This is a genomic window from Buttiauxella sp. A111, assembly GCF_014189855.1.
In the GTDB taxonomy this organism is placed as follows: Bacteria; Pseudomonadota; Gammaproteobacteria; order Enterobacterales; family Enterobacteriaceae; genus Buttiauxella; species Buttiauxella selenatireducens.
In genome coordinates, this window is sequence record NZ_BJFN01000001.1 from 1233670 (window position 1) to 1259863 (window position 26194).

At 50.7% G+C, this 26194-nt stretch carries 22 protein-coding genes; 9 read left to right on the forward strand and 13 right to left on the reverse strand.

What is annotated here, in order from left to right:
- Positions 1-18: 18 nt before the first annotated feature.
- From BSPA111_RS05620 to dapA, 5 genes are all read right to left on the reverse strand, one after another.
- Complete coding sequence (locus BSPA111_RS05620) at positions 19-2043, reverse strand: tRNA(Met) cytidine acetyltransferase TmcA (protein ID WP_373925627.1); 2025 nt, start codon at positions 2041-2043, stop codon at positions 19-21.
- A 15-nt stretch (positions 2044-2058) separates the two neighbouring features.
- Positions 2059-2934, reverse strand: a complete 876-nt coding sequence (locus BSPA111_RS05625) for a neutral zinc metallopeptidase (protein ID WP_183270160.1) — start codon at positions 2932-2934, stop codon at positions 2059-2061.
- Positions 2935-3066: 132 nt separating this feature from the next.
- Entirely contained in the window at positions 3067-3780 is a 714-nt protein-coding gene (gene purC / locus BSPA111_RS05630; protein WP_183270161.1) for a phosphoribosylaminoimidazolesuccinocarboxamide synthase, read from the reverse strand.
- 107 nt (positions 3781-3887) lie between these two features.
- Positions 3888-4922 (reverse strand): outer membrane protein assembly factor BamC, encoded by a 1035-nt coding sequence (bamC, locus tag BSPA111_RS05635; RefSeq protein WP_183270162.1) that lies wholly within the window; start codon positions 4920-4922, stop codon positions 3888-3890.
- A 16-nt stretch (positions 4923-4938) separates the two neighbouring features.
- Complete coding sequence (dapA, locus tag BSPA111_RS05640; protein ID WP_183270163.1) at positions 4939-5817, reverse strand: 4-hydroxy-tetrahydrodipicolinate synthase; 879 nt, start codon at positions 5815-5817, stop codon at positions 4939-4941.
- A gap of 145 nt (positions 5818-5962) precedes the next feature.
- Between dapA and BSPA111_RS05645 the strand changes: the two genes are divergently transcribed.
- Together BSPA111_RS05645 and bcp are read left to right on the forward strand one after the other, a co-directional pair.
- The gene (locus BSPA111_RS05645; RefSeq protein WP_221200557.1) at positions 5963-6520 is read left to right on the forward strand and encodes a glycine cleavage system transcriptional repressor; all 558 of its coding nucleotides are present in this window, start codon (positions 5963-5965) and stop codon (positions 6518-6520) included.
- A gap of 14 nt (positions 6521-6534) precedes the next feature.
- The gene (gene bcp, locus BSPA111_RS05650; RefSeq protein ID WP_064544511.1) at positions 6535-7005 is read left to right on the forward strand and encodes a thioredoxin-dependent thiol peroxidase; all 471 of its coding nucleotides are present in this window, start codon (positions 6535-6537) and stop codon (positions 7003-7005) included.
- Positions 7006-7058: 53 nt separating this feature from the next.
- Here the strand turns inward: bcp and BSPA111_RS05655 are convergent, their stop codons facing one another.
- Positions 7059-8129: an AI-2E family transporter gene (locus tag BSPA111_RS05655; protein ID WP_183270165.1), complete on the reverse strand. Its 1071-nt coding sequence runs from the start codon at positions 8127-8129 to the stop codon at positions 7059-7061.
- A 211-nt stretch (positions 8130-8340) separates the two neighbouring features.
- Here BSPA111_RS05655 and bepA point away from each other — a divergent pair, with 211 nt between their 5' ends.
- Entirely contained in the window at positions 8341-9804 is a 1464-nt protein-coding gene (gene bepA / locus BSPA111_RS05660; RefSeq protein ID WP_183270166.1) for a beta-barrel assembly-enhancing protease, read from the forward strand.
- 11 nt (positions 9805-9815) lie between these two features.
- The gene (arsC, locus tag BSPA111_RS05665) at positions 9816-10172 is read left to right on the forward strand and encodes an arsenate reductase (glutaredoxin) (protein ID WP_183270167.1); all 357 of its coding nucleotides are present in this window, start codon (positions 9816-9818) and stop codon (positions 10170-10172) included.
- 141 nt (positions 10173-10313) lie between these two features.
- Here arsC and BSPA111_RS05670 read toward each other — a convergent pair whose 3' ends face one another.
- The 3 genes from BSPA111_RS05670 to upp all read right to left on the reverse strand — a co-directional run bounded on the left by BSPA111_RS05670 (position 10314) and on the right by upp (position 13114).
- Complete coding sequence (locus BSPA111_RS05670) at positions 10314-11015, reverse strand: DnaA inactivator Hda (protein ID WP_221200562.1); 702 nt, start codon at positions 11013-11015, stop codon at positions 10314-10316.
- Between the two features lie 99 nt (positions 11016-11114).
- Positions 11115-12401 carry a uracil permease gene (uraA, locus tag BSPA111_RS05675; RefSeq protein WP_183270168.1) on the reverse strand — a complete coding sequence of 429 codons (1287 nt, stop codon included), beginning with the start codon at positions 12399-12401 and terminating at the stop codon, positions 11115-11117.
- An 86-nt stretch (positions 12402-12487) separates the two neighbouring features.
- Positions 12488-13114 (reverse strand): uracil phosphoribosyltransferase, encoded by a 627-nt coding sequence (gene upp, locus BSPA111_RS05680; RefSeq protein ID WP_183270169.1) that lies wholly within the window; start codon positions 13112-13114, stop codon positions 12488-12490.
- A gap of 225 nt (positions 13115-13339) precedes the next feature.
- Here upp and purM point away from each other — a divergent pair, with 225 nt between their 5' ends.
- Both purM and purN read left to right on the forward strand, forming a co-directional pair.
- The gene (gene purM / locus BSPA111_RS05685) at positions 13340-14377 is read left to right on the forward strand and encodes a phosphoribosylformylglycinamidine cyclo-ligase (protein ID WP_183270170.1); all 1038 of its coding nucleotides are present in this window, start codon (positions 13340-13342) and stop codon (positions 14375-14377) included.
- Positions 14377-15018: a phosphoribosylglycinamide formyltransferase gene (purN, locus tag BSPA111_RS05690; protein WP_183270171.1), complete on the forward strand. Its 642-nt coding sequence runs from the start codon at positions 14377-14379 to the stop codon at positions 15016-15018. The genes purM and purN overlap by 1 nt, the downstream gene beginning before the upstream one ends.
- A 30-nt stretch (positions 15019-15048) precedes the next feature.
- Here the strand turns inward: purN and BSPA111_RS05695 are convergent, their stop codons facing one another.
- Positions 15049-15312: a SemiSWEET family sugar transporter gene (locus BSPA111_RS05695; RefSeq protein WP_183270172.1), complete on the reverse strand. Its 264-nt coding sequence runs from the start codon at positions 15310-15312 to the stop codon at positions 15049-15051.
- On the reverse strand, positions 15305-16660 hold the full coding sequence (locus BSPA111_RS05700; protein WP_183270173.1) for a glycoside hydrolase family 28 protein: 1356 nt from the start codon (positions 16658-16660) through the stop codon (positions 15305-15307). The genes BSPA111_RS05695 and BSPA111_RS05700 overlap by 8 nt, the downstream gene beginning before the upstream one ends.
- 459 nt (positions 16661-17119) lie before the next feature.
- On the opposite strand from BSPA111_RS05700, the gene BSPA111_RS05705 reads away from it, so the two are divergent.
- On the forward strand, positions 17120-18226 hold the full coding sequence (locus tag BSPA111_RS05705) for a glycoside hydrolase family 105 protein (RefSeq protein ID WP_183270174.1): 1107 nt from the start codon (positions 17120-17122) through the stop codon (positions 18224-18226).
- A gap of 71 nt (positions 18227-18297) precedes the next feature.
- On the opposite strand, the gene BSPA111_RS05710 is transcribed toward BSPA111_RS05705, so the two are convergent.
- Positions 18298-19959, reverse strand: a complete 1662-nt coding sequence (locus BSPA111_RS05710) for a hypothetical protein (protein ID WP_183270175.1) — start codon at positions 19957-19959, stop codon at positions 18298-18300.
- A gap of 190 nt (positions 19960-20149) precedes the next feature.
- Here BSPA111_RS05710 and ppk1 point away from each other — a divergent pair, with 190 nt between their 5' ends.
- Both ppk1 and ppx read left to right on the forward strand, forming a co-directional pair.
- Positions 20150-22210: a polyphosphate kinase 1 gene (gene ppk1, locus BSPA111_RS05715; RefSeq protein ID WP_183270176.1), complete on the forward strand. Its 2061-nt coding sequence runs from the start codon at positions 20150-20152 to the stop codon at positions 22208-22210.
- A 3-nt stretch (positions 22211-22213) separates the two neighbouring features.
- Positions 22214-23755 carry an exopolyphosphatase gene (ppx, locus tag BSPA111_RS05720; RefSeq protein WP_183270177.1) on the forward strand — a complete coding sequence of 514 codons (1542 nt, stop codon included), beginning with the start codon at positions 22214-22216 and terminating at the stop codon, positions 23753-23755.
- Between the two features lie 40 nt (positions 23756-23795).
- Here the strand turns inward: ppx and BSPA111_RS05725 are convergent, their stop codons facing one another.
- Positions 23796-26033 carry an EAL domain-containing protein gene (locus BSPA111_RS05725; RefSeq protein WP_183270178.1) on the reverse strand — a complete coding sequence of 746 codons (2238 nt, stop codon included), beginning with the start codon at positions 26031-26033 and terminating at the stop codon, positions 23796-23798.
- Between the last annotated feature and the right edge of the window lie 161 nt (positions 26034-26194).

The window sequence follows — 26194 nt, forward strand, 5'->3', positions numbered from 1 at the left end:
GCCATTTGACTGAACGACTTAGTGGAAAAATTGCAATTGCATAATCGCGTTTTTCAGCGCATTGCACTGCTGCTCATCGCATTTTTCCAGTGCCTTCTGGGCTTCCTGGCGCATGACGTTCAGAAGCGCTTTGCGCCCGGAAATGTGCCACTGTTGGCAAACTGTTTCTACGCTCAGGTGTTGTTGCACGCGCCCGCGCAGCGCATTCAGCGGTAGATCGCTGGTGAGTAGTAAGCGATTCAGGGAACCTAAACAGGCTTCCAGCGGGCGATGCCCAAATGCAAAACCTGCCAGCTCCAGCCAGTCATCACTGTTTAGCTTAGCGTCTTCACCGCCTAAAACAGGCAATGGTTGGTCAATCCATGGTTGCAGCCAGACAATATCGCGCTGTAATCGAGATTGTTCATGAAGAGAGAGCGCTTCCCCAAGCGGCGTGAGCGGCAGTAACGCCATTGCGGTATAGCACCCGCTGCTGGCCTCACGATGGCTGCCTACACGTACCAGCACAAAGCCACAACTTTCCCAAAAACGCCAAAGTTCGTCGGTAAAACCAAAACTTACTGAAAGGTAATCAGCCGTCTGCTGTGCATAAGTTTTCACTCTGGCAATGATTTGCTGGCCGATTTGCTGACGCTGGCGCAACGGATGCACCGCAATGCGGCTGACGCGTAAACCTTTAAGCGTTGCGGCTAAGGGACTGCCACCATGTGCCGCCAGCGATTGTGCCACTAAATTACCGCGCGGACGGCGGAATCCTGCCCACACTGCGCGGCTCAGATTTTCACAAAGCCCGCCCTCTTCCACCAACCAGCTGGCACCAATCGTTTCTGCCCCGCAGGTAGCGGCAATGAAATGCTGACCTGGGGCATCCAGCATCCGACGCCAGTCCAACGGCGAAGTACGGTAGTGCGCACCTGACAACAAGCGATACATTTGCTGTAGTTGAGACGAGGGTTGCGCTTCGCGAATGCGTTCAATGACCTGAAGGGTAATCGCGCCTTGCGCTACGGCTGTGATGTCTGGTTCATCAAACAGCAAAACAGTGTCGATTAACTTTTCCAGTGGATCATTGATCGCCCAACGGATTGGCGTAGACAGGGTATAGCGCGTCAATGTGTTGAGACTTGCACAAAACTTGAGGATAAACCCCCTTCCGGTTCCTTCGTAGCCCTGAACCGTGGTGGTCAGCAACACACGAGGAAAATGGGAGATTAATCTGCGCAACTGAGGCGCCGGAATGGCTGCCGCTTCATCAATGATTAGCCAGTCAGCCCGATATGCCTCAGGGTTGGTAAGCAGCGCATCGGGAGCGACGAAATTGAAATAATCTCCGGCATGATCTGCGAGCACATCCGTTGCCGCTTTGGCGGGTGCAGTCACCAGTCCCGTACCCGCGATCCGGCACAGTAGCATACCCGCCAGGGCAGATTTCCCTCGCCCTCTTGGCGCAGTGACTGCCGCAACCCCTTCTGGCATTGAGAGAAGGGCATCAAGAATAGCAGCCTGTTCATCGAAAGGTGCACCGCTAGCCATATGCCACTGCATGCGCTGGCGAAAATCAGGGAGTTGCAGCGGCTGATGCTGTTGCCAGAGCACACATTCGCTATCAGCGCGGATACAGTGTTGCAGGTGAGCGATAAAGTGAGGTGTGGGAATAGCTTCAGACTGCTCGCTCCAGCGACCCGAGTCGGAATCGGGCTGTTGTGGCCAGGTGTCCCATGCAGGCGCAAGCAGCACTAGCCAGCTTCCGGCTTTGAGTGTACCGGCCAGTGCCGCCAGCGCTTCGGCATCCAGCCCGTTTCTTGCGTCAAATACGGCATGCTGAAATTCACGCCCCAGCAAAGTACGCATCGCTGAAGTTGCGCAGTGAAGCGGCAATTCGGGTGCTGCGCCGACCCAAAGCCAGTCGCCGGGCAATAGCCGGGCGAGAGACTGAACCTGCTGGCTGCACCAGGCGCTCTCACCGGCCAGTATCATCATGCGGCGAATACCCGCATCAGCCATACTGGCAGTGGCTTGCCTAAGCTGTTCCATGGCGTTAATCCTTGTCACATCTCGTTATTTGACAGAGTTACCAAAGGTATTGCACTGAGCAGGATCACCGCTATCAAAACCACGTTTGAACCAGGTGTAACGCTGTTCGGAAGTCCCGTGGGTAAAGCTGTCAGGAACCACACGTCCTTGCCCTTGTTGTTGCAGACGATCGTCACCAATCGCTTCAGCAGCATTCAGCGCTTCTTGTAAATCTCCGACATCCAGCACCTCTTGTTTCTGCATGCTGTTGCCCCAGACGCCCGCAAAGCAGTCTGCCTGTAATTCCATTTTTACCGATAGACGATTTCCTTCAGCCTGGCTTGCACCTTGCTGGAGTTGACGGACTTTCGGTTCGATCCCCAATAACTTCTGCACGTGATGTCCCACTTCATGAGCGATAACATAGCCCTGAGCGAAATCACCTTCTGCGCCCAGTTTGCTTTTCATTTCATCGTAGAAGGAGAGATCGATATATACCGTGCTGTCAGCCGAGCAGTAGAACGGCCCCATTACTGACTGACCGGTACCACACCCTGTTCGTGTCGCCCCACGATACATCACCAGTTTTGGCTGCTGATATGTCCGGCCCATCTTCTGGAAAATCTGCCCCCAGGTATCTTCTGTCGTTGCCAGAATCACCGAGGTAAATTTAGCGGCTTCATCATCATTCGGGCTAATGGATCGCTGAGTGGATTGCTGGTGAACGGGTGGCTCGCCAGTGAGCATTGAAGTCAGATCGACGCCGTAATAACCCGCTACGACGACGACAATTAGAATGATGATCCCGCCTTTACCGCCAGGTAAACGGAATCCACCACCGCCTCCACCTAAGCCAGGACCTGAAGAGTTACTTCTTCTGTCTTCTACATTGTCGCTTTCGCGACGACCTTGCCAGCGCATAATCAACCTCAAAATTCACAACTTGTAATAGGTAGATCGTAGGTGGTTAATTGCAGGATTACCATAAGAAACAAGACGTGAAAAAGCCGAATGTGTAAACACATCCGGCTTTAAAAAGAATTGCGCGGGAATTTAGTCTAATTTAACGCCAAGACGATGGGCAACTTCTTCATAGGCTTCAATGAGTCCTCCCAGGCTTTGGCGGAAACGGTCTTTGTCCATCTTGTTGAGCGTTGCTTTGTCCCACAGGCGGCTACCGTCAGGGGAAAACTCATCACCCAGCACGACTTCGCCCTTGAACAAACCGAACTCCAGCTTGAAATCGACAAGGATCAGGCCCGCGTCATCAAACAGCTTGCTCAGCACATCGTTAGCTTTGTAGCTCAGCTCACGCATACGAGCCAGATTCTCTTTGCTCACCCAGCCAAAAGTTTCACAATAAGATTCATTGACCATCGGGTCATGCATCTCATCATTTTTCAGGAACAAATCAAACAGCGGTGGATTCAGTTCAATGCCTTCTTCGATGCCAAGGCGTTTAACCAACGAACCCGCCGCGCGGTTGCGGATAACACACTCAACCGGCACCATATCGAGTTTCTTCACCAGCACTTCGTTGTCGGAGAGCAGCGCTTCCATTTGCGTAGGAATGCCAGCTTCTTCCAGTTTGGCCATAATGAAATGGTTAAACTTATTGTTCACCATGCCTTTGCGGTCGAACTGTTCGATGCGTGCACCGTCCCCTGCTGACGTATCATTGCGGAATTCGAGCACCAACAGATCCGGGTTTTCCGTGCTGTATACGGTCTTCGCTTTGCCACGATACAACTCAGCTTGCTTTTGCATCTTTCTTACTCCAGGTGTGATTTAACTAAAAATTCCGCTATTTGTGGCTACGCACACGTTTGCGTAGCCTATCAGAAAAAAGGCCAGATTGCTCTGGCCTCTAAAACTTACTTGCTGAAAGCCGACTGGAATGCAGCTACCAGGGCGTCGTTCTGGGACTGCGTCAGCGTGTGACCTTTTGGATCGATGAACTGCAGACTGCTGCGGTTATCGAGGTCGCCCACTTGCAGTTTGTAGTCGCCACTGGACAGACCCGGGTCTTTCGCCCCTAAAGCTTGCCATTCGCTATCAGACAATGGTTTGTAGGTCACAGCCATGCTACCGGTTGAACGCGTGGAGTCAGTGACTTTCATACCGACTTTCTCAAGCGTTGCAGGTAAACGGCCCCAGACAACGTTGTACGGACCACGCACCACCAGCATTGGTAAGCCAGTGTCGTCAGCGGCACTTTGAACATCAAGTTGTGTCGCTGCGCGGTTGTCTTTCGCGTTCTGCTGGTCGGTCTGAGTTTTATCCAGACCTGCACTGATGCTGTTCAGCATTTCTGCGCTATAACGCTGTAAGGAGGCAGCGTCAGAAACCGGCTTACCAGCCTGTTCCAGATTCAGCAGTTTAACCACCACGGCTTGTTGATAGCCCTGCGGTTTCACACTGACTTGATAGCGCCCACGGTACTGTTGATCTTCATCAGCACGGTTCCATTCTACCCACTCAGTGGACAGAGTCTGGCTCGCGTCATCACGTTTATCAATGCCGTAGTTTTTTGCCTGAAGAACACTGACAACTTGTGGCCACAGCGTTGAACTACGCGAATTTTCGACCATCAGTGTGGCGGTATCCCCAGTAAACTGAGTACGCGCACCACTGACCAATGCCAGAGGTTGAGCAGGCGGACGGATATCCAGCTCTTTGCCTACTGCGCCGCTGCCGTTGGTGACCGGAACATTATATTGACCATTCTGCACCGGCAGGATCATCCCCGCTGGTGAGTGGATTTCCGCGAGGGGTGCTGCATCCAGATAGGATTCGTCACCGCTAACCTGGCGCTTGTAACGCTGGTCAGTGCTGCATGCTGCCAACAGCATGGCGAGCGTCACCACTGCAACTTTCGCCACCATCGACTTCTGTACTGAGTAAGCCATCAAATCTCCCTAAACTTTACAGCAAACCGGCATGCTTGAGCGCGCTAATAATCACCGGACGACTGGCTTCAGTCAGCGGTGTCATTGGCAGGCGTAAGGTATCGGTTGCCACAAGTCCCAACTCCCTGCATGCCCATTTGACTGGGATAGGGTTGGGTTCAACAAATAATTTATTGTGCAGCGGCATCAAACGTTCGTTAATAACGCGCGCTTGCGCAAATTGCCCATTGGCGGCCAGTTTACACACTTCTGCCATTTCACGCGCGGCTACGTTTGCCGTCACAGAAATCACACCGTGGCCACCCAATTGCATGAAATCAAGCGCACTCGCATCGTCACCGCTAACCAGGATGAAGTCATCTTCAACCAGCTCTTTGATCTGGTTTACTCGGGTTAAGTTCCCGGTGGCTTCTTTGATACCAATAATATTTTTAATTTTCGCCAGGCGGCCTACGGTTTCAGGCAGCATGTCACAACCGGTACGCGAAGGTACATTGTACAGCATCTGCGGCAGGTCGGTGCTTCCCGCGATAGCGGTAAAGTGCTGGAACAGCCCTTCCTGAGTGGGACGGTTGTAGTAAGGTGTTACCGTCAGGCAGCCTACGACACCGCTATTTTCAAAACGCTTAGTCAGGGAAATAGCTTCAGAGGTGGCATTTGCGCCAGTCCCTGCGATAACCGGAATACGGCCATCGGCCAGTTCCAGCGTCATCAGAACCACATCACCGTGCTCGTCATGGCTCAACGTAGCAGACTCACCGGTAGTCCCTACCGAAACAATCGCCGAAGTCCCGCTGGCAACATGGTAATCAATCAGTTTTTTCAGGCTTGACCGGCAGACATTACCTTTCTCATCCATCGGCGTCACAAGCGCGACAATACTTCCAGTGAACATTGGCCATCCTCTGTGCTTACAAGTGTCTCAATGGTACGTTTGGTGCAGGATCAAAAGCAAGTCACCAGGTGACGCTACACGGTTGTACGCAAGTTTTTTTTATGCTTTCCTTATGATATCTCACCGATTCACAGGAAGAATACGTTTGACTCCCTCACCACACCACTATTTGGTCATTACGGCCCTTGGGGCGGATAGACCTGGTATTGTTAATACCATCACCCGTCATGTGAGCAGTTGCGGCTGTAATATTGAAGACAGTCGCCTTGCTATGCTCGGTGAAGAGTTCACGTTTATTATGCTGCTGTCGGGCAGTTGGAATGCGATTACCCTGATTGAATCGACCCTGCCACTAAAAGGGGCCGAGCTGGATTTGCTCATTGTCATGAAGCGAACGGCCGCACAAGAGCGCCCGGCGATGCCCGCGACAGTCTGGGTGCAAGTCGAAGTGACCGATTCTCCTCACTTAATCGAACGCTTCACTAACCTGTTTGATGTTCACCATATGAATATTGCCGAACTGAGTTCTCGCACTCAACCCGCTCAGGATGGCCAGCCTCCACAGCTGTATATTCAAATTACGGCGCACAGTCCTGCCTCTGAAGATGCGAGCAGGATCGAAGATGCGTTCAAGGCCCTCTGTACAGAACTCAAAGCACAGGGCAGTATTAACGTTGTGAATTATCCACAGCAAGATGATTAAGACGGAGAGTTGTAATGAGCCCACTGAAAGCCGGTGACATCGCACCGAAATTTAGCTTGCCCGATCAAGACGGCGAGCAAATAAATTTAACCGACTTCCAGGGACAGCGCGTTCTGGTTTATTTCTATCCTAAAGCGATGACACCAGGCTGTACCGTACAAGCGTGCGGTTTGCGTGACAACATGGATGAGTTGAAAAAGAAAGGTGTGGAAGTGCTGGGTATTAGCACCGACAAACCGGAGAAACTTTCACGTTTTGCCGAAAAAGAGTTACTTAACTTCACCCTGCTTTCTGATGAAGACCATCAGGTCTGTGAACAATTCGGGGTGTGGGGCGAGAAATCGTTTATGGGTAAAACTTACGATGGCATCCATCGCATTAGCTTCCTGCTAGATGGCGAAGGGAAAGTCGAGAAAGTGTTTGATGATTTCAAAACCAGCAACCATCACGACATCGTGGTTAACTGGCTGAAAGAAAACGCTTAATTAAGCATTAACAATATTAAAAAAGCCGACGTGATGTCGGCTTTTTGCTGTCTCTAGTTTGGCTTGTCGTCTATTAGCAGAGTATCTGGCCAGGCATGCACTACCGCTTTAATCAGCGTGGCAAGCGGGATGGCAAAGAACACCCCCCAGAATCCCCACAGCCCGCCAAAAATCACCACCGACAGGATAATGACTAACGGATGCAGGTTAACCGCCTCGGAAAATAGCACCGGTACCAGCAGGTTGCCATCCAGCGCCTGAATAATTAAGTAGACGGCAAACAGCGTCCAAAATTCAGGACTGATGCCAAACTGGAATAACGCAACGCACACCACCGGAATGGTGACCACAAACGCGCCAATGTACGGAATAAGCACCGAGAATCCGACCAACACCGCCAACAGCAACGAGTAGTTCAGGCCAAAAATCGCAAAGCCGATATACGTCGCCACACCCACGACCAGCATTTCCAACACTTTGCCACGGATGTAATTAGTAATTTGCTGGTTCATCTCCAGCCACACTTGCCCCGCAAGCCCACGATTTCGGGGTAAAACGCGGCGCACAGCATTCAACATCTGTTCTTTATCTTTGACCAGGAAGAACACCATTAGCGGGACTAAAATCAGGTAAATGGCCAACGTTAAAAGGCCCACTAACGAGGCGAGCGAGTACTTCACCACCTGATCGCCCATGCCCATCATCCGCCCACGCATATTCTCAGCGATGGCATCAATAATGCCAGCATCAACCAGTGCCGGATAACGTCTTGGCAGCGTTGCGGCATAATCAGAGAGTTTATTAAGCATCCCCGGCATGTCACGAATCAGGTAAATCCCCTGCTGCCAGGCGACTGGAGCCACCACTAATACCATCAACAACAAAATGCCGACAAACATCACCAGCACCATCGTCGACGCCCAGGTACGCGAACACCCCAAACGCTGAAGCCGCGCCGTTGGCCACTCCAGCAAATAAGCCAGCACAATCGCCACTAACAAAGGCGCTAACAGCCCGTGGAAGAAGAACAGAATGACAAATCCTGCAACCAGAATAACCAGCAGCGCGATAGCTTCCGGGTCGCTAAACCGTCGTCGATACCACTGCAACAACATCTCGAGCATACATCCCTTCCCTGACAGCTTTATGCGAGGAGAGATTGTATCTAAATGTCACAATAAAGACTTCGCTTTTTAATGCCGTTCAATGGCGGTTTAAAATTGGCGCAGATAAGATAGTTCTTAGCCGTACGCCAGGTTACAGTTCATCGTGGTATGCGAACAAAATCAGGTAATACTTGTCGAAGATTAACTTTGATTAAACAGGACAGGATGTATGTTCAGGCAGTTGAAAAAATCACTGGTTGCAACTTTGATGGCAGCTTTGCTTGCGGGTCCGGCTACACCAGCGTTTGCTGATGTGACCGATCAACTGCCAGATATGGGAACTTCCGCAGCAAGCACGCTGTCAATCGGCCAGGAATTGCAGATGGGCGATTATTATGTTCGTCAACTGCGAGGCAGCGCCCCATTAATCAATGATCCTTTGCTGGTGCAATACATTAACAAACTTGGCATGCGTCTGGTTAACCATGCTGACTCCGTTAAGACACCCTTTCACTTCTTTCTGATTAACAACGACGAAATTAACGCCTTTGCCTTCTTTGGCGGTAATGTCGTGTTGCACTCAGCGCTGTTCCGTTATGCTGATAACGAAAGTCAGCTCGCATCGGTTATGGCGCACGAAATTTCTCACGTCACGCAGCGTCACCTTGCGCGTGCGATGGAAGATCAGAAAAAGAACGCCCCTCTGACTTGGGTTGGTGCGTTAGGCTCTATTTTACTGGCGATGGCCAGCCCACAAGCGGGTATGGCAGCACTCAGCGGTACGCTTGCTGGGACGCAGCAAGGCATGATCAGCTTTACACAGCAGAACGAGCAGGAAGCTGACCGCATCGGTATTCAAGTGTTGCAGCGCTCGGGCTTTGATCCGCAAGCGATGCCGACCTTCCTTGAGAAACTACTCGACCAGTCTCGTTATTCTTCGCGCCCACCGGAAATTCTCCTTACCCACCCATTACCCGAAAGCCGTTTGTCGGATGCGCGTAACCGTGCCAACCAAATGCGGTCGGTGGTGGTGCAATCTTCTGAAGATTTTTACATGGCAAAAGCCCGTACGCTGGGGATGTACAACTCAGGTCGTAATCAGCTGACCAATGATTTATTGGATAGCTGGTCAAAGGGCAACATCCGTGAACAGCATGCCGCAACTTATGGCCGTGCGCTTCAGGCGATGGGAACAGATAAATGGGATGAAGCACGCAAGCTGTTACAGCCACTGCTCGCAGCGCAGCCTGGTAACGAGTGGTATCTCGATTTAGCGACCGATATTGACCTTGGGCAAAAGAAAACCGCGGATGCGATTAATCGCCTGAAGAACGCACCTGATTTGAAACAAAACCCGGTGTTGCAGCTGAACCTTGCCAATGCTTATGTGCAGGCCGGGCAGCCCAAGCAAGCAGCAGAGATCCTTAATCGCTACACTTTTGCCCATCCCGATGACAGCAACGCCTGGGACTTGTTAGCACAGGCCGAAGCCGCGTTGGGCCATCGCGATCAAGAGCTCGCTGCTCGTGCTGAGGTTATGGCGCTTGTGGGAAGACTTGATCAAGCGATTACCCTGCTCAGCGGCGCAAGCTCTCAGGTTAAGTTGGGTAGTTTGCAACAAGCTCGTTATGACGCGAGAATCGATCAGTTCCGCGAATTACAAAGACGCTACCTACAGTATTCTAAGATGTAACAGGAGTTACGATGTCGACTGCCGTTTCTATTTATCATAATCCGCGCTGCTCAAAGAGCCGTGAAACGTTAAGCCTGCTGAAAGCAAATGGCGTAGAGCCCGAAGTGGTTTTGTATCTGGATACTCCGCCAGATGCTAACACGCTGAAATCTTTGCTGGAAAAGTTAGGTTTTGCCAGCGCACGCGAACTGATGCGTCAGAAAGAGGATTTGTACAAGGAGTTAAATCTGGCGGATGCCATGCTTAGCGAAGAGCAATTGATTCAGGCAATGGTCGATAATCCAAATCTGATTGAACGCCCGATTGTCCTGGCGAATGGGCAAGCACGAATTGGTCGCCCGCCGGAGTCAGTGCTGGAAATTTTGTAACTTTGCTATTTAGCGCCCTCACCCTAACCCTCTCCCCCAGGAGAGGGTACTGTTCGGTTTTAGCCTTCACGCTCAGCAGAGGGGGACAGTCCAGGTTTCTCCTTCTCCCTCAGGGAGAAGGCTGGGATGAGGGGGGGGGGGTTAAAGCCCGAGAATCTCTTTCACAAACGGGATCGTCAGCTTACGCTGCGCGGTAATAGAGGCCAGATCAAGCTGATCGAGCGTCATAAACAGCGTGCGCATTTCTCTATCCAAACGTTTGAGCAGAAAACGCCCCACGTCTTCTGGCAACTCAAACCCCCGCAGTCGTGAGCGCAGTTGTAAAGCCTGAAGTTTATCGTCATCGGAGAGCGGCTGCAGTTTGTAGATTTGCCCCCAATCAAGGCGCGATGCAAGATCGGGTAATTGCAGATTAAGCTGGCGCGGCGGCCTGTCACCCGTAATTAACAGGCGCGTTTTTCCTGATTCCAGAATGCGGTTATAGAGATTAAAAATCGCCATCTCCCACAATTCGTCACCCGCTACGCACTCGATATTGTCGATACACACCAGCGAAAGCTGCTCCATACCGTCAAGCACTTCCGGAACAAACCAGGTACGTTTATCAAGAGGCACGTAGCCGACAGCTTCGCCTCGTTGCGACAGTTCCGCACAGGCGGCATGCAGCAAGTGGCTACGCCCTCCTCCTTCTCGCGACCAAAAATAGATATAGCCGCTGTGATCCTGACGGAGCACAGACTGGAGTGCAGCAAGTAAAGAAGGGTTATCACCCGGCCAGAAACTTGCAAAAGTTTCATCGTCAGGCAAATAGAGTGGCAGTGATAGCTGTGCCGGCGTATTCAGAATTACCTCAACCATAACAGGCAGAAAAACGCAGAGAGTTTATCACAGAATTGAAGATCAGGAGAACCGGGCGAACATACCGCCCGGTTTGAGGCAAAACTACGGTTTTACGTCGCTTTCTTCAGCATCCAGCACCACTTCTTCCGGGCGCAGAATACTGATCAATTTGAAGATTAAGCTCAGGCCAACACCGACGATAGTCGCCAGCGCCATCCCTTTCAGTTCAGCTGCGCCAATGTGCACTTTCGCTCCACTCACGCCGATAATCAGGATTACGGATGTCAGGATCAGGTTTTGCGTTTTGTTGTAATCGACTTTTGATTCAATCAGCACGCGAATACCCGATGCACCAATTACGCCGTATAGCAGCAGCGAAACACCGCCGATGACCGGAACCGGGATAATTTGAATCGCCGCAGCCAGTTTGCCGACACAAGAAAGCAGAATTGCCAGAATCGCAGCACCACCAATCACCCAGGTAGAATAAACGCGGGTAATCGCCATTACGCCGATGTTCTCGCCGTAAGTAGTGTTCGGTGTAGAGCCAAAGAAACCAGAGAAAATAGTCGAAATGCCGTTGGCGAACATCGAACGATGCAGACCGGGGTCGCGAATCAAATCTTTCTTCACAATATTTGCTGTCACCACCAGGTGACCGACGTGTTCAGCAATGACCACCAGTGCCGCAGGCAGAATGGTAAAGATGGCGAACCACTCAAAACGCGGAGTGTAGAAGGTTGGCAGCGCAAACCAATGTGCTTCAACAATAGGCGTCACATCAACCACGCCCATGGCAAACGACAGCGCATAGCCCGCCAGCACACCGATAAGAATCGGGATAATGGCCAGGAAGCCACGGAACAACACTGAACCGAAAATCGTTACCGCAAGGGTAACCAGCGAAATGATGATGGTCTTTGAATCGGGTGATGTGCCGTCAGCTGGCAGTAAACCCGCCATATTCGCCGCCACGCCCGCGAGCTCCAGACCGATTACCGCCACAATCGCACCCATTGCCGCTGGAGGGAACATCACATCCAGCCAACCGGTACCGGCTTTTTTCACAATCAGCGCGACGATACAGAACAACACGCCACACATGATAAAACCGCCCAACGCCACTTCATAACCCAGTGGTAAAAGCAGCAACACGGGTGAAATAAATGCAAAGCTTGAACCCAGATAAGCCGGGATTTTACCTTTACAGATAAAGAGATACAGCAGCGTCCCGATTCCGTTAAATAGCAGCACCGTCGCCGGGTTAATGTGGAACAAGATTGGCACCAGAACGGTGGCACCAAACATGGCGAACAGATGTTGCAAACTAAGCGGGATGGTCTGCAAAAGCGGCGGTCTTTCACTTACCCCGATAGCACGGCGTGTCATAGTCGTTTCCTTTGTCTGTCTGTTGTTGTTGTGTTGTAGTCAAAAAAAAGCCGACTCTCAAAGTCGGCTATTTTTTAGTGAATCACTTATTTCGTACCAAAAATCTTATCGCCAGCATCGCCGAGACCCGGAATAATGTATCCGTGTTCGTTTAAGCCCTGATCGATAGAAGCAGTGAACAGTTCTACATCCGGGTGCGCTTTTTCCAGCGCTGCGATACCTTCTGGTGCAGCCACCAGAACCAGCACTTTGATGCTAGTACAGCCTGCATTCTTCAGCAGGTCGATAGTTGCAATCATTGAACCGCCGGTTGCCAGCATTGGGTCAACCACCAGCGCCATACGTTCTTCAATGTTAGAAACCAGTTTCTGGAAATAAGGAACTGGCTCCAGAGTTTCTTCGTTACGGTAAACACCCACAACGCTGATACGTGCGCTTGGAACGTTTTCCAGCACGCCTTCCATCATCCCCAGACCGGCACGCAAAATTGGCACAACGGTAATCTTCTTACCTTTGATCTGGTCAACTTCTACCGGGCCGTTCCAGCCTTCGATAGTGACTCTTTCAGTTTCCAGATCCGCCGTAGCTTCGTAAGTTAGCAAGCTGCCAACTTCTGAGGCGAGTTCACGAAAGCGTTTGGTGCTAATGTCGTTCTCACGCATCAGGCCTAGCTTGTGTTTGACGAGTGGGTGTTTGACTTCCACGATCTTCATACTCTTTCTCCCCGAGATAGTTGGCCACCATAAAAAAAATCGCCGGATTATACCGCTTTTTCGTGGCAGTGCTACAGGTATTGGGGTTGATCAGGATCAACGAGACTGGAATCAGTATATATCAACAATTATTACATCCCGCTGAATAAGAGGCTCGCAAACGTTTGCCTGCACTGTTAGAATTGCGGCGTTTTTTATTTCTAACCCATCCGCGGGGACTTAGCAGTGACCGACAAAACTTCTCTCAGCTATAAAGATGCCGGTGTTGATATTGATGCTGGTAACGCTCTGGTCGATAAAATCAAAGGCGTAGTGAAAAAAACCCGCCGCCCGGAAGTCATGGGTGGATTAGGCGGTTTCGGTGCGCTGTGTGCGTTACCTCAGAAGTATCGTGAGCCTGTGCTGGTTTCCGGCACTGACGGTGTGGGTACTAAGTTGCGTCTGGCTATGGACTTAAAACGTCACGACACAATCGGCATCGACCTGGTCGCTATGTGTGTAAACGACCTGGTTGTTCAGGGCGCTGAGCCACTGTTTTTCCTCGATTACTATGCAACGGGTAAACTTGACGTTGACACCGCGGCAAGCGTTATCACCGGCATCGCCGAAGGTTGCCTGCAATCTGGCTGCTCATTAGTCGGTGGTGAAACCGCTGAAATGCCAGGTATGTACCACGGCGAAGATTACGACGTGGCAGGCTTCTGCGTAGGCGTAGTCGAGAAATCCGAAATTATTGACGGTTCTAAAGTGACCGACGGCGACGTGCTGATTGCGCTGGCATCCAGTGGCCCGCACTCCAACGGTTACTCTCTGGTGCGTAAAGTACTGGAAGTCAGCGGTGCTGACCCGCTGACCACCGAACTGGAAGGCAAACCGCTGGCCGATCACCTGCTGGAACCGACGCGCATTTACGTAAAACCATTGCTTGAGTTGATTGCCGAAGTTGACGTGCATGCTATCTGCCACCTGACCGGCGGCGGTTTCTGGGAAAACATCCCGCGCGTTCTGCCTGATAACACTCAAGCCGTCATTACCGAATCGTCATGGCAGTGGCCAGCGGTATTTAACTGGCTGCAACAAGCCGGGAATATCAGCCGTCACGAAATGTACCGCACTTTTAACTGCGGGGTCGGTATGCTGATTGCGTTACCTGCAGCCGAAGCTGATAAAGCGATTGAGTTTTTGAATGCAAAAGGTGAAAACGCCTGGAAAATCGGTAGTATCAAAGCTTCTGATTCCTCTGAGCGCGTGGTTATTGAGTAATGAAACGCATTGTGGTGTTAGTTTCTGGCAACGGAAGCAATCTCCAGGCAATCATTGATGCCTGTAAGCTCAAAAAGATTAACGGCACCATCGCGGCGGTATTCAGTAATAAAACCGATGCTTTCGGCCTGGAACGTGCGCGTGAGGCAGGGATCCCTGCCCACGCGTTAACCGCCAACCAATTCGCTGACCGTGCAGCGTTTGATCGTGAGCTAATGCTTGAGATCGACGCTTACGCACCGGATCTGGTGGTGCTCGCCGGTTACATGCGGATTCTTAGCCCCGAATTTGTCACGCATTACGCTGGCCGTCTGATCAACATCCACCCTTCTTTATTGCCTAAATATCCTGGCCTGAATACCCATCGTCAGGTGCTGGAGAACGGTGATGAAGTCCACGGGACATCGGTGCATTTTGTTACCGAAGAACTCGATGGTGGGCCGGTGATTCTTCAGGCCAAAGTCCCGGTTTTTGACGGTGACGATGAAGACGACATCACTGCTCGTGTGCAGCACCAGGAGCATGCAATTTATCCGCTGGTGGTGTCCTGGTTTATCGAAGGGCGTCTGGAAATGCGTGAAAATAGCGCCTGGCTTGATGGCAAAGCGTTACCTGTTCAAGGTTATGCCGCAGAAGAGTAGAACAATACAGTGGCGGTTCCCCGCCACCGTTTATCGCGCTCGTTCGTTCACCACTTTCATCAGCAGCACTGTCGCCGCCAGCACAAGCGTAATACCATTTGCTATCATCAGGGGAACATCCCCGTTACTCATTCCATATAGCAACCAACAGAGCACGCCGAAAACAAACACCAGATACATGCTCAGGGATATCGCTTTAGTATCGCGATTCTTCAGGATATGCAGCACCTGTAGCGCAAATGACCCCGTAGTGCAGCACGCGGCAACAGGCCCAAGCCAGGCTAAATCAATCATCTTGTTTGACTCCATCGCAATTGATTAACACGCACTCCCGCTCATTCCAGCCTGCTGGCAACGGTTGTGGGCGATAAATTTCTACATTCCGCAGTGCCAAATCTTTAACGCCGTTGGCATACAGACCAGGCAAGCCGCCAGGATACGCTTCCACACCGAAAGCTCGTTGCGTTTGCGGATTCAGGCACCAGGCGTTGTCCAGCCCCATTCCGGTTGGTGATAACGGATTACAAGGTGGGCGAATGTCATACAAACCTTGTTCAGGTGAGGAGCTGACCCTTTGCGTGAGTTGCAGGCCCTCAAGAACGATATGTCTTACTTGTCCGGGTAACTCGCTGTGCATATTAATGGCCCCATCACTCACTCCTGAAAGGCCACGAAACTGAATAAATTCGATTTCGCCTGGATGGATTTCCGGGTCACGGGCGCGCACTGAAAGATAAACAGGATCGGCTTTACCCCAATGACAGGCGTGAGCCATCTCGCAGCTAAAAGTAATGTTGCTGAAAATCATGCGACGCAAACGTCCGCCATCCCGGGAGACCAGCCCTATCGCCCGGTTTGACTCATAGATGACGCAGTTGGTTACGCAAATATCTTCGATGTCTTCCCATGTTTCTGTACCAATTTTCAACGCGCAGCTTTTAGAGCGAAGCGTGCAATTACTCACGACAACCTGCCGTGTTGCACGTTGCAACGGCGCGGGTTTACGACTGGTCTTGAGGCAAATGGTGTCATCGGCTGCACTGAAGTGGCTGTTGCTGATATGCACCTGCTGACAGCTGTCGATGTCCAGCGCATCCGTATTCGCCATCGACAGGTCATTATCCACGGTAATGCCAATCACTTTTACCTGCTGGCACGCGACGAGGTGAATGGTCCACATCGGGGCATTCTCAATGGTAAAATCTTGTAGTTGGACCTTAGTGCAATCTTCGAAAACAATCATACGTGGACGGTGTTTGGCAGGCTGCCGATACCCCATTTCATCAGCATGAGGTGCAAACCACCCCTCCGCATTGCCGTTAATTTTTCCGGCGCCACACACCGTAATATTGTGCACGCCCATTGCGTACAGAAAAGCCCAGTTGGAACACTCTGCTGTACTTTGCGTCGTGGCCTGCTGGAAATGACGATAATCATCGCTAACCACCAATTCCGCACCTGCCTGCAAATAAAGTGTGGTATTCGAATGCAGTGTTAACCCGCCCAGTTTGTAGCAGCCACTCTCAACTTCCAGCGTTCCCCCACCCTGCTGTGCCAGTGTATCCAGCGCCTTCTGGAAGCGGAGCGTATCTTGATTTTTATCGTCATTACTCGCCCATTGTGGGGTCAGAGTCAGTTTCATGGTTCTCTCATCACTCAATGTAAAAGATCCTGACATCTCACCACGCCCCATTTCTGCGCTCTATGGGTTAAACCTGCCTGGCGGGCAGAAATGCAGTCTGACTCGCAAAATACGTTTTGCGCAGGATAAAAAGGTGATCTGCTTCACAGTGGGTTTGAGAGTCACTTTTTCATTAGTGACGAAGGTCACAATTTATTGCCCCTCTACGCCTCTATGTCACCCCAACGGCGTGGAACAGTGAACATTTGTTCGGTATTTCCTCGCATCCTTCGCATTACCAGACAAAACCCCTCCAGGGCTCGTGGAGAATGTTTCCCACACTTCGTAACGTAAATACCGAACTCTTTTTTATCGGAATGGGATAAGAACAATGGACCCTGTTTCGATAAAAAGTACCGCTTCAGCAGGAAGGGAAGTCAAAAACGACTCCAGCCTCAACTTCTGTTTAAGGAACAGACCATGACAAATACACCGCTATCACCAACCCGTGAACACACTACCGAGCTCATTGATAGCCTGATTGGTGGACTGGTCGACATCAAAGACGCTGATGGGCGTTTTTTACAACGCCTCAGTGATGGCCGGATTGTTGATACCAAAGGGTGGGCTGGCTGGGAATGGACTCACGGAATCGGTCTGTTTGGTTTATATCGCTACTATCAGGTAAGTGGCTCTGAGCGCGCCAAAGAGATTATCGACCTCTGGTTTAGCGATCGTTTTGCCGAAGGCACCCCGGTTAAGAACGTCAATACCGCCTGCCCGTTCCTGACACTGGCATTATGCTATGAAGATCAGCCAAATCCACAATGGCTCCCCTACCTGGAAACCTGGGGACGCTGGCTCCAGCATCAGTTGCCGCGTACCGATGAAGGCTGTTTCCAACATGTCACTTATGAGAATGACCATTACCAGCAAATCTGGGACGACACGCTGATGATGGCGGTGCTTCCACTTGCTCGCATAGGTAAATTACTCAACAAACCAGAGTGGATTGAAGAAGCGAAATATCAGTTTACTCAGCATATTCAGTACCTGGCTGAACCTAAAACAGGGCTGTGGTATCACGGCTGGAACTTTGATGGACGTCACCATTTTGCCGGGGCGCTATGGGCACGTGGGAATAGCTGGATAACACTCGCCATTCCTGAGTTTTTGGAGCTGTTAGATTTACCGCCGCAGGACGCGCTTTATCGCCAACTGTGCAATGTGTTACGCAATCAGGTTGCAGCACTTGCCGAATGCCAGGCGGAAAATGGTTTGTGGCCAACCCTGCTTAACGATCCAGAAAGCTATGTTGAAGCCTCTGCCAGTGCCGGGTTCGCGGCTGGCATCTTCAAGGCCGTTCGTCTGGGCTACCTTGAGAGCCATTGGCTGCCAGTGGCACAACGTGCAACCGAGGGGGTAATCAACCACATCACGCCACAAGGGGAACTGACGCAAGTTTCGTTTGGTACGGCGATGGGGCACGACCTGGACCACTATCGAAACATTCCTCTGACCTCAATGCCTTATGGTCAAGCGATGGCGATCCTCTGTCTGGTTGAGTCACTACGTTTACACATCTAGCCATTAATTGTTTAGTTATCAGGTGGATAAAGCTTTTGCTGTATCCACCTTTTTTATCCGCTTTTTTCCCACTAGCCTGTCAGCTTCGCTAACTCTTTGCTTAAACTCCCGGCAAGCGCTCTGGCTCGTCCGGCATCAAACATGACATGCATGGCGGGAGGGATATCACTCCATTTGCCGCAAAAATCCTCCATTTCATGAGCCGTTCCATAGAGTGCCTGAATATTGGCCTGGCACACTTCACGCAGGCTCCAGTTATTCTCAACTTCGCGAGCATAGTGCAGCGTAAAAAAGGCTTTTTGGGCATGAATAAACGCCCGGCAATATAAAAACAGCCCTTGCCATTCGGTCTGCCAGCGTTGAGCTAATGCCGGAGGGAAGTCGGCATTTTGCGCAAATTCGAATGCCTGACGCTGTACATTTTCCGCCCCTTGCCACGCTATATCTTTCTCTGCCGCGATCAGGGATAGTTTCCGGGAGGCCCCTGCGGCATCCTGATTGTCAAAGACGATGTCATCTGCTGAGCCGGGCAACCAGTGGTTGCGGTTAAGCTGGCCATACAAACTCCAGACCACCTGACCGTAGCTTTCAGGTAACAGACTGTGACGATGAAAAACATGGTGACGAGCGTAAATGGCGCTGTAAATCACCTGATGCGCCTGTTCAAACAACACCTTCAGAATCTGAAGCTGCTGTTCATCCGCTTGCCATTGCCAGCACTCCATTAGCCAACGTTTCAGCAGTTGCGATGTACTTTCTGACAGGGCGTCTGACTCGAGAAACCTTGCACAACAAAAGAGGTTAAACTCACTCAAGGTTCCAATCACACTGTGATTATCAATACCTTCCCAGCTTGCTTTGCACAACACTCCTTTGATAGCCGTGTTGCTGGCCTGGCACCACAGTAATCGCCCCTGAATTTCATCCGCACGGATAAACGGCAGGTTTCCCCAACACACTTCTTCCCCAGCAGCATCCACTTCCACCCAGACTTCTCGGTCTGATACTGCCAGCAATGCCGGGTTATTAGGGAATTCGGGCCAGAAGCGTTCCGGTGTGAGTTTTATCGACACCGCCACATCTGCGGGCAAACCAGCGATAGCGTCGAGAACCGGCTCAACTCCGTCGATACTGGCGGGGAAAAGACGCAATACCAGTTGTTTGTGGTGGCGTTTCATGACCTGAGCGGCGGCATTAAAACAGCAACGGTAAAGTGCCGTACTGGCCGATTTTTTTTGCTGTGCCACGTTCGTTTTCCAGTCTGGCGCCGCGATTGGCACCAGGCTGTCAGTATTTGAAATCGCCAGGAGCAGGCCATCTATCGCGGGAATCTGCTTACAGACCAGCGCCAGTTTATCTGCCAGATACTGGCTCCAGAAATCAGCATCAAAACGCAGGCCGCCCTGGCCATCGAACAACTGGGGTTGTTGCAGGAGTAAATCAGCCGGAAATCCAATTTCTTTAGCCTGAAGATAGAAGCGCAAGCCACGTGCCTTGCAGTACTGCGCTAAGCGATTCAGGTAAACGCAGCAGCCACGCTGATGCACGGATATACGGTCATTGTGTTGCGCAGGAGTGTAGCCCGCCGGTGTAACAAGCTTGCCCAGTAAATCGGTTTGCCCAATCACCACAGTATTAAAGTTATGCGCACAGGCATAATCAACAAACTGGCAGGCTTGATGCCAGTTCCATAGCTCCTGATTGTTCAGTTCAAGCGCCCGTGTTTCCCACATCCCCTGCCCCTACCACTTTATAAAACGCCATTTTAATTAAAAAATGGTGGCGCGACTGTCTTGCGTCTCACAGTGCTGAAAGCGAGAAAGAAGTTGGTTTACGGCCATTGTTGGACATTCAACGTTAAAGCTCGCCATAATGTCAGACGTGACGGCATTTTTACGTCCACGAAAACGCAAGTGAGGGCTAATGGGTCAGGATAAGCTGTATATCGAAAAAGAACTGAGCTGGTTGTCTTTTAACGAACGTGTGCTCCAGGAAGCTGCGGACAAAATTAATCCGCTGATCGAGAGAATGCGTTTTCTCGGCATCTATTCGAATAACCTTGATGAATTTTACAAGGTCCGATTCGCTGAACTTAAACGGCGGATCCTGATCAGTGAAGAACAAGGTACGGCTCCCAATTCGCGCCATTTACTCAATAAAATTCAGGCGCGTGTTCTGAAAGCTGATCAAGAATTTGATGGGTTGTATAACGATCTGTTGTTGGAAATGGCGCGTAATCAGATCTTCTTGATCAACGAACGCCAGCTTTCTCCCAATCAGCAAAACTGGCTACGCCACTATTTCAAACATTATCTGCGCCAGCACATCACACCTATTTTGATTAACCACGACACCGATTTGGTGCAGTTCCTCAAAGATGATTACACCTATCTGGCGGTAGAAATTATTCAGGGCAGCGATATTCGTTACGCGTTGCTGGAAATCCCGTCCGATAAAGTGCCGCGTTTTGTGAATTTGCCGCCCGAAGCGCCGCGTCGCCGCAAGCCAATGATCCTGCTGGATAACATTTTGCGCTATTGCCTGGATGACATTTTCAAAGGCTTCTTCGATTACGACGCACTGAACGCCTATTCGATGAAAATGACGCGCGACGCAGAGTACGACCTGGTGACCGAAATGGAATCCAGTCTGCTGGAATTGATGTCTTCGAGCCTCAAACAGCGTTTAACCGCGGAGCCGGTGCGTTTTGTTTATCAACGAGATATGCCCGATGCGATGGTCGAAATGCTGCGTAATAAGCTGACGATCACGAATTACGATTCCATCGTGCCTGGCGGCCGTTACCATAACTTCAAAGATTTCATTAGCTTCCCAAATGTTGGCAAAGCCAATCTAGTTAATAAACCGTTGCCGCGCCTGCGCCATATTTGGTTCGATAAATTCCGCAACGGCTTTGATGCAATCCGTAACCGTGACGTGCTGCTTTACTATCCGTACCACACCTTTGAGCACGTGCTGGAATTGCTGCGCCAGGCGTCATTCGACCCAAGTGTGCTGGCGATTAAAATCAATATTTATCGCGTGGCGAAAGACTCGCGCATTATCGAATCAATGATTCATGCCGCGCATAACGGAAAGAAAGTCACCGTTGTGGTTGAGTTACAGGCACGTTTTGATGAAGAAGCGAATATTCACTGGGCGAAGCGCCTGACTGAAGCGGGCGTACACGTTATTTTCTCCGCACCAGGCCTTAAAATTCACGCCAAACTCTTCCTGGTTTCCCGTAAAGAAGGTGACGAAGTGGTGCGTTACGCTCACATTGGCACCGGCAACTTTAACGAGAAAACCGCGCGTCTTTATACCGACTATTCGCTGCTCACCGCGGATGCGCGCATCACCAATGAAGTGCGTCGGGTATTTAACTTTATCGAAAACCCGTATCGCCCGGTCACGTTTGAACATCTGATGGTTTCGCCACAAAACTCGCGTCGTCTGCTTTATGATTTGGTCGACAAAGAGATTGCGAATGCGCAAAACGGCGAACCGTCTGGCATTACTCTGAAACTGAATAACCTGGTCGATAAAGGGCTGGTAGATCGCCTGTATGCGGCTTCAAGCTCAGGGGTGAAAGTTAATTTACTGGTACGCGGCATGTGTTCGCTTATCCCTAATCTGGATGGCATCAGCGATAACATCCGTGTGATCAGCATCGTTGACCGCTATCTGGAACACGATCGCGTGTATATCTTTGAAAACGGTGGCGATAAGAAAGTCTATCTCTCCTCCGCTGACTGGATGACACGTAACATTGATTACCGCATCGAAGTGGCTGTCGCTGTTCTCGATCCGCGCCTGAAACAGCGGGTGCTGGATATTATTGAGATACTGTTCAGCGATACCGTGAAAGCGCGCTATATCGACAAAGAACTCAGTAATCGCTATGTTCCACGCGGTAACCGCCGCAAGGTACGCTCCCAACTGGCGATTTACGATTACATTAAATCTCTGGAACAACCTGAATAACCTATGCCGATAAAAAAACATGCTCCCCGCCCGCAGGAGTTCGCTGCGGTCGATCTCGGCTCAAACAGCTTCCATATGGTGATTGCCCGTGTGGTTGACGGCGCGATGCAAATCATCGGACGCCTGAAACAACGCGTCCATCTGGCTGATGGTCTGAATGCTGATAACGAGTTAAGCGAAGAAGCGATGGAACGTGGGCTGTCATGCCTGGCGTTATTTGCTGAGCGCCTTCAGGGGTTTTCTGCGGACAATGTTTGTATCGTCGGGACGCACAGTTTGCGCCAGGCGGTAAACGCCGAAGAGTTCCTTAAACGTGCCGAGCGCGTTATCCCCTATCCGATCGAAATCATTTCCGGCAACGAAGAAGCGCGCCTGATTTTCATGGGGGTGGAACATACTCAACCTGAAAAAGGCCGCAAGCTGGTTATTGATATTGGTGGCGGATCAACCGAGCTCGTGATTGGCGAAGATTTCGAACCGATGCTGGTTGAAAGCCGCCGCATGGGCTGTGTGAGCTTCGCGCAAAACTTTTTCCCTCAAGGGATTATCACGCCAGAAAATTTCAAACGCGCGCGCCTTGCTGCCGTGCAAAAGCTGGAGAATCTTTCCTGGCAGTATCGTTTGCAAGGCTGGAATGTGGCGATGGGCGCGTCTGGAACCATCAAAGCCGCGCATGAAGTGCTGGTCAATATGGGCGATAAAGATGGAATTATTACCCCTGAGCGCCTGGAAAAACTGCGCGATGAAGTTCTGAAATTTAAAAATTTCAATTCAATGAGCCTGCCGGGTTTATCCGAAGAGCGTAAAGCCGTATTTGTGCCTGGCCTCGCCATTCTCTGCGGTGTGTTTGACTCTCTGGCGATTCGCGAACTGCGCCTGTCAGATGGAGCATTACGCGAAGGCGTGCTGTATGAAATGGAAGGTCGTTTCCGCCATCAGGATATTCGTATTCGCACCGCGCAAAGTCTCGCTGACCAGTACCATATCGATAGCGATCAGGCTAAACGTGTATTGACCACCACTGAGCATATTTATCAGCAATGGGAGGTTCAAAACCCGAAACAGGCCAATCCACAGATGGCCGCGCTGCTGAAATGGTCGGCGATGCTGCACGAAGTGGGGCTGAATATTAATCACAGTGGGCTACATCGCCATTCGGCTTATATTCTGCAACACAGCAACCTGCCGGGCTTTAATCAGGAACAGCAGATGTTGATTGCATCTCTGGTACGCTATCACCGCAAAGCGATAAAGATTGACGATCTGCCACGTTTTACCCTGTTTAAGAAAAAGCAGTTCTTGCCCTTAATTCAGATCCTGCGTCTGGGCGTCTTGCTGAATAACCAGCGCCAGGCAACCACCACGCCGCCGACGCTGGTGCTGGAAATAGATGAAAACCACTGGACGCTACGTTTCCCATACGACTGGTTTAGTCAGAACACGCTGGTGCTGCTGGATTTGGAACGTGAACAGCAATACTGGGAAAATACCTCAGGATGGCGGCTATCTATTGAAGAGGAAGCCAGCCCGAACGTGGCGGCCTGACAGTAAAAACAACAAACGCCCTGCGGGGCGTTTGTCTTTTCTATGTCTCAACTTTCTGCGTAAGAAGTGACTCAAGCGGTCGCGGATGCCCAATCAAATACCCCTGAATATAATCGATGCCCAGGCTTTGCACGGCGGCTTTGATCTGTTCACTTTCAACATACTCCGCCACCAGCTGCATCTTTTTTATCCGTGCCAACTGGCAGATAGAATCCACAATCTGATAATCCAGGCTACTAGTCAGCATATTGCGAATAAAGCTGCCGTCGATTTTGAGGATGTCCGCGCTGATATCTTTCAGGCGTGCATAACTGGCATAGCCCGTGCCAAAATCGTCAATCGCAACCCGGCATCCCATATTTTGCAATGCGGTCAACGTCGCATTAACTTGCTCAATATTGGTTAATGCGTTGCTTTCAGTAATTTCGAAAATAAGTTGCCAGGGTTCTATGTTGTAGCATTTCAACAAGCGTTTCACTTCGCCTGCAAACTGTAAACGCCCCACTGACGCCGGTGTTAAGTTAATCGAAAAGCGGCTACCGGGAAGCTGTTCCCGATGGTTATCCATGAATGTTAATGTGGCTTCTAATACCCATTTGTCGATTTTAGAAGATAAGCCAAATTCGTGTGCGACTGACAAAAATGCGTCAGGCATAAACAGATTATCTCCTTCGTTATCGCCCTTCATACGCAGCAAAATTTCATGATACGTATCACCGCGAACCCCTTCGATTCGCTGCACCATCAAGACGAAATTCCCGGTATCAATCGCTGCCTGCAAGCGGTTCATCATCGCCACTTTATTTCTCACCGCGTTCTGCACGTGGTTTGATCCCTGCTGCTGCAAGCTTTCTGGTTTTGAGGTTGAAAGCGACAAATCAGCCATGGTGCTGAGTTCGCCTAGCAGGTAGTAAATGTGTGTCACAGGCTGGCGAACGTGGCAATAACTGATGCCCACTTGTGGCTGCATCGCCATCCCGTCCCACATAAAGCGGAACTGTTTCACATGCTGGTCAAGAGACTCAATGCGCTCATGATACGAGTCATAATTCACGCGCACGGCCAATTCATGGCCTGACAGGTGATAAACATCTTCGTTATCGGTCAAAAAGGGTTGCAGATAATCATTGAGCTGCTGCTTATATTGGATACGAAGTTGCACCCCGTAGTTACGCCCTAAAAGCTCAAGTTCAGGCACCCGCAAAAAAGCTAACGCTGACCATGGATGACGGGATAAATCACGGTTAAGCGCCCGCAGATTCGCCATTTGTACGATGGGGTCAATAAATGCCACTCGGCGCGCTTTTCTGTGCAAAAAGCGCTGGCGAGTCGTGACAACCGCCATGAGATAAATGGTCATAGAGAACACGGCGTAGCAAGATGAAGCGATCGCCAGATGGAGTTGGAAGCCCATGTAAGCCGGCAAATAGTTATAAAAGCCGCTGCACAGGATGGTTAAAATAATGGTCCAACTTGTCGTGATAAACAGGAACCCAAAACGCATCGCACCCCACAACATCAGCGGCAGGATCAACGTAAGTGTGTAATCAGTGGTGAAAATGGTGCTGGCACCATTATTGGGTACCAGCAGCAGGCTAATCAACAGGACGACCAGTGCGGCCCAAAGTGCCATCTCAGTTTTCGTCACGCCGGTCTGCATTTGAGCTTTCATCCGCGAAACAAACGAGAAAGCAAAACGCGGGTTACGGCACATTCGAATGACGGTATAGAAGAATGGCATCCCTGTTAAACAACCAATCAGGACCGCCTGGAAATTGATTAACGTCCGTGCATGTAGCAGGCTTTCCACGCTACTACTGCCCGCATCAGCGTACCAACCAAAGAAAACCCCCAGTTGATAGATAGCCACAAATATCAAAGAGTTGACTAATACCAACCAAACCATGCGTTGTGCCGTAAGGGTAATGGCACCAAACATGATAGAGCTACGCCTGGGAACAAAAATATGATAGCCGCCCCAGCTTATCGTGATGGGAATTAAGAAATGAATCACTGCCATTAACGGGGCGAACTCACCACGCAACGGGATAAAGTAGATGAGTAGTGCAAGAATAATTCCCGGCAGGGCTGACCATGCGAAAACCAACATCAAAGCGGTCATCAAACCCAGTGGCATATAGACCAGGAACACTCGCCCGCCATCCATAACGGTTTGGGCGTTACACCACATGGCTATGGGAAGTAAAATACTCGGGAGCACCAAAGGAAGCGCCCACCATTTGTCCTTAGATTTCTTATACCAGCTTGCCAGATACATTCGTTATCGCCAAAAACCCTGTCATCCAGCGTGGGTAAAATTCGAACAGGAATCCAGCCTGGCCGATAAAACCATATTGCTATGGGGTAGAGTGCCGATTTTAGTTAGGGAGGAGCTTACTAAGATGATCTACATCAATTTTTGCCGGAGTTTTAATTTCT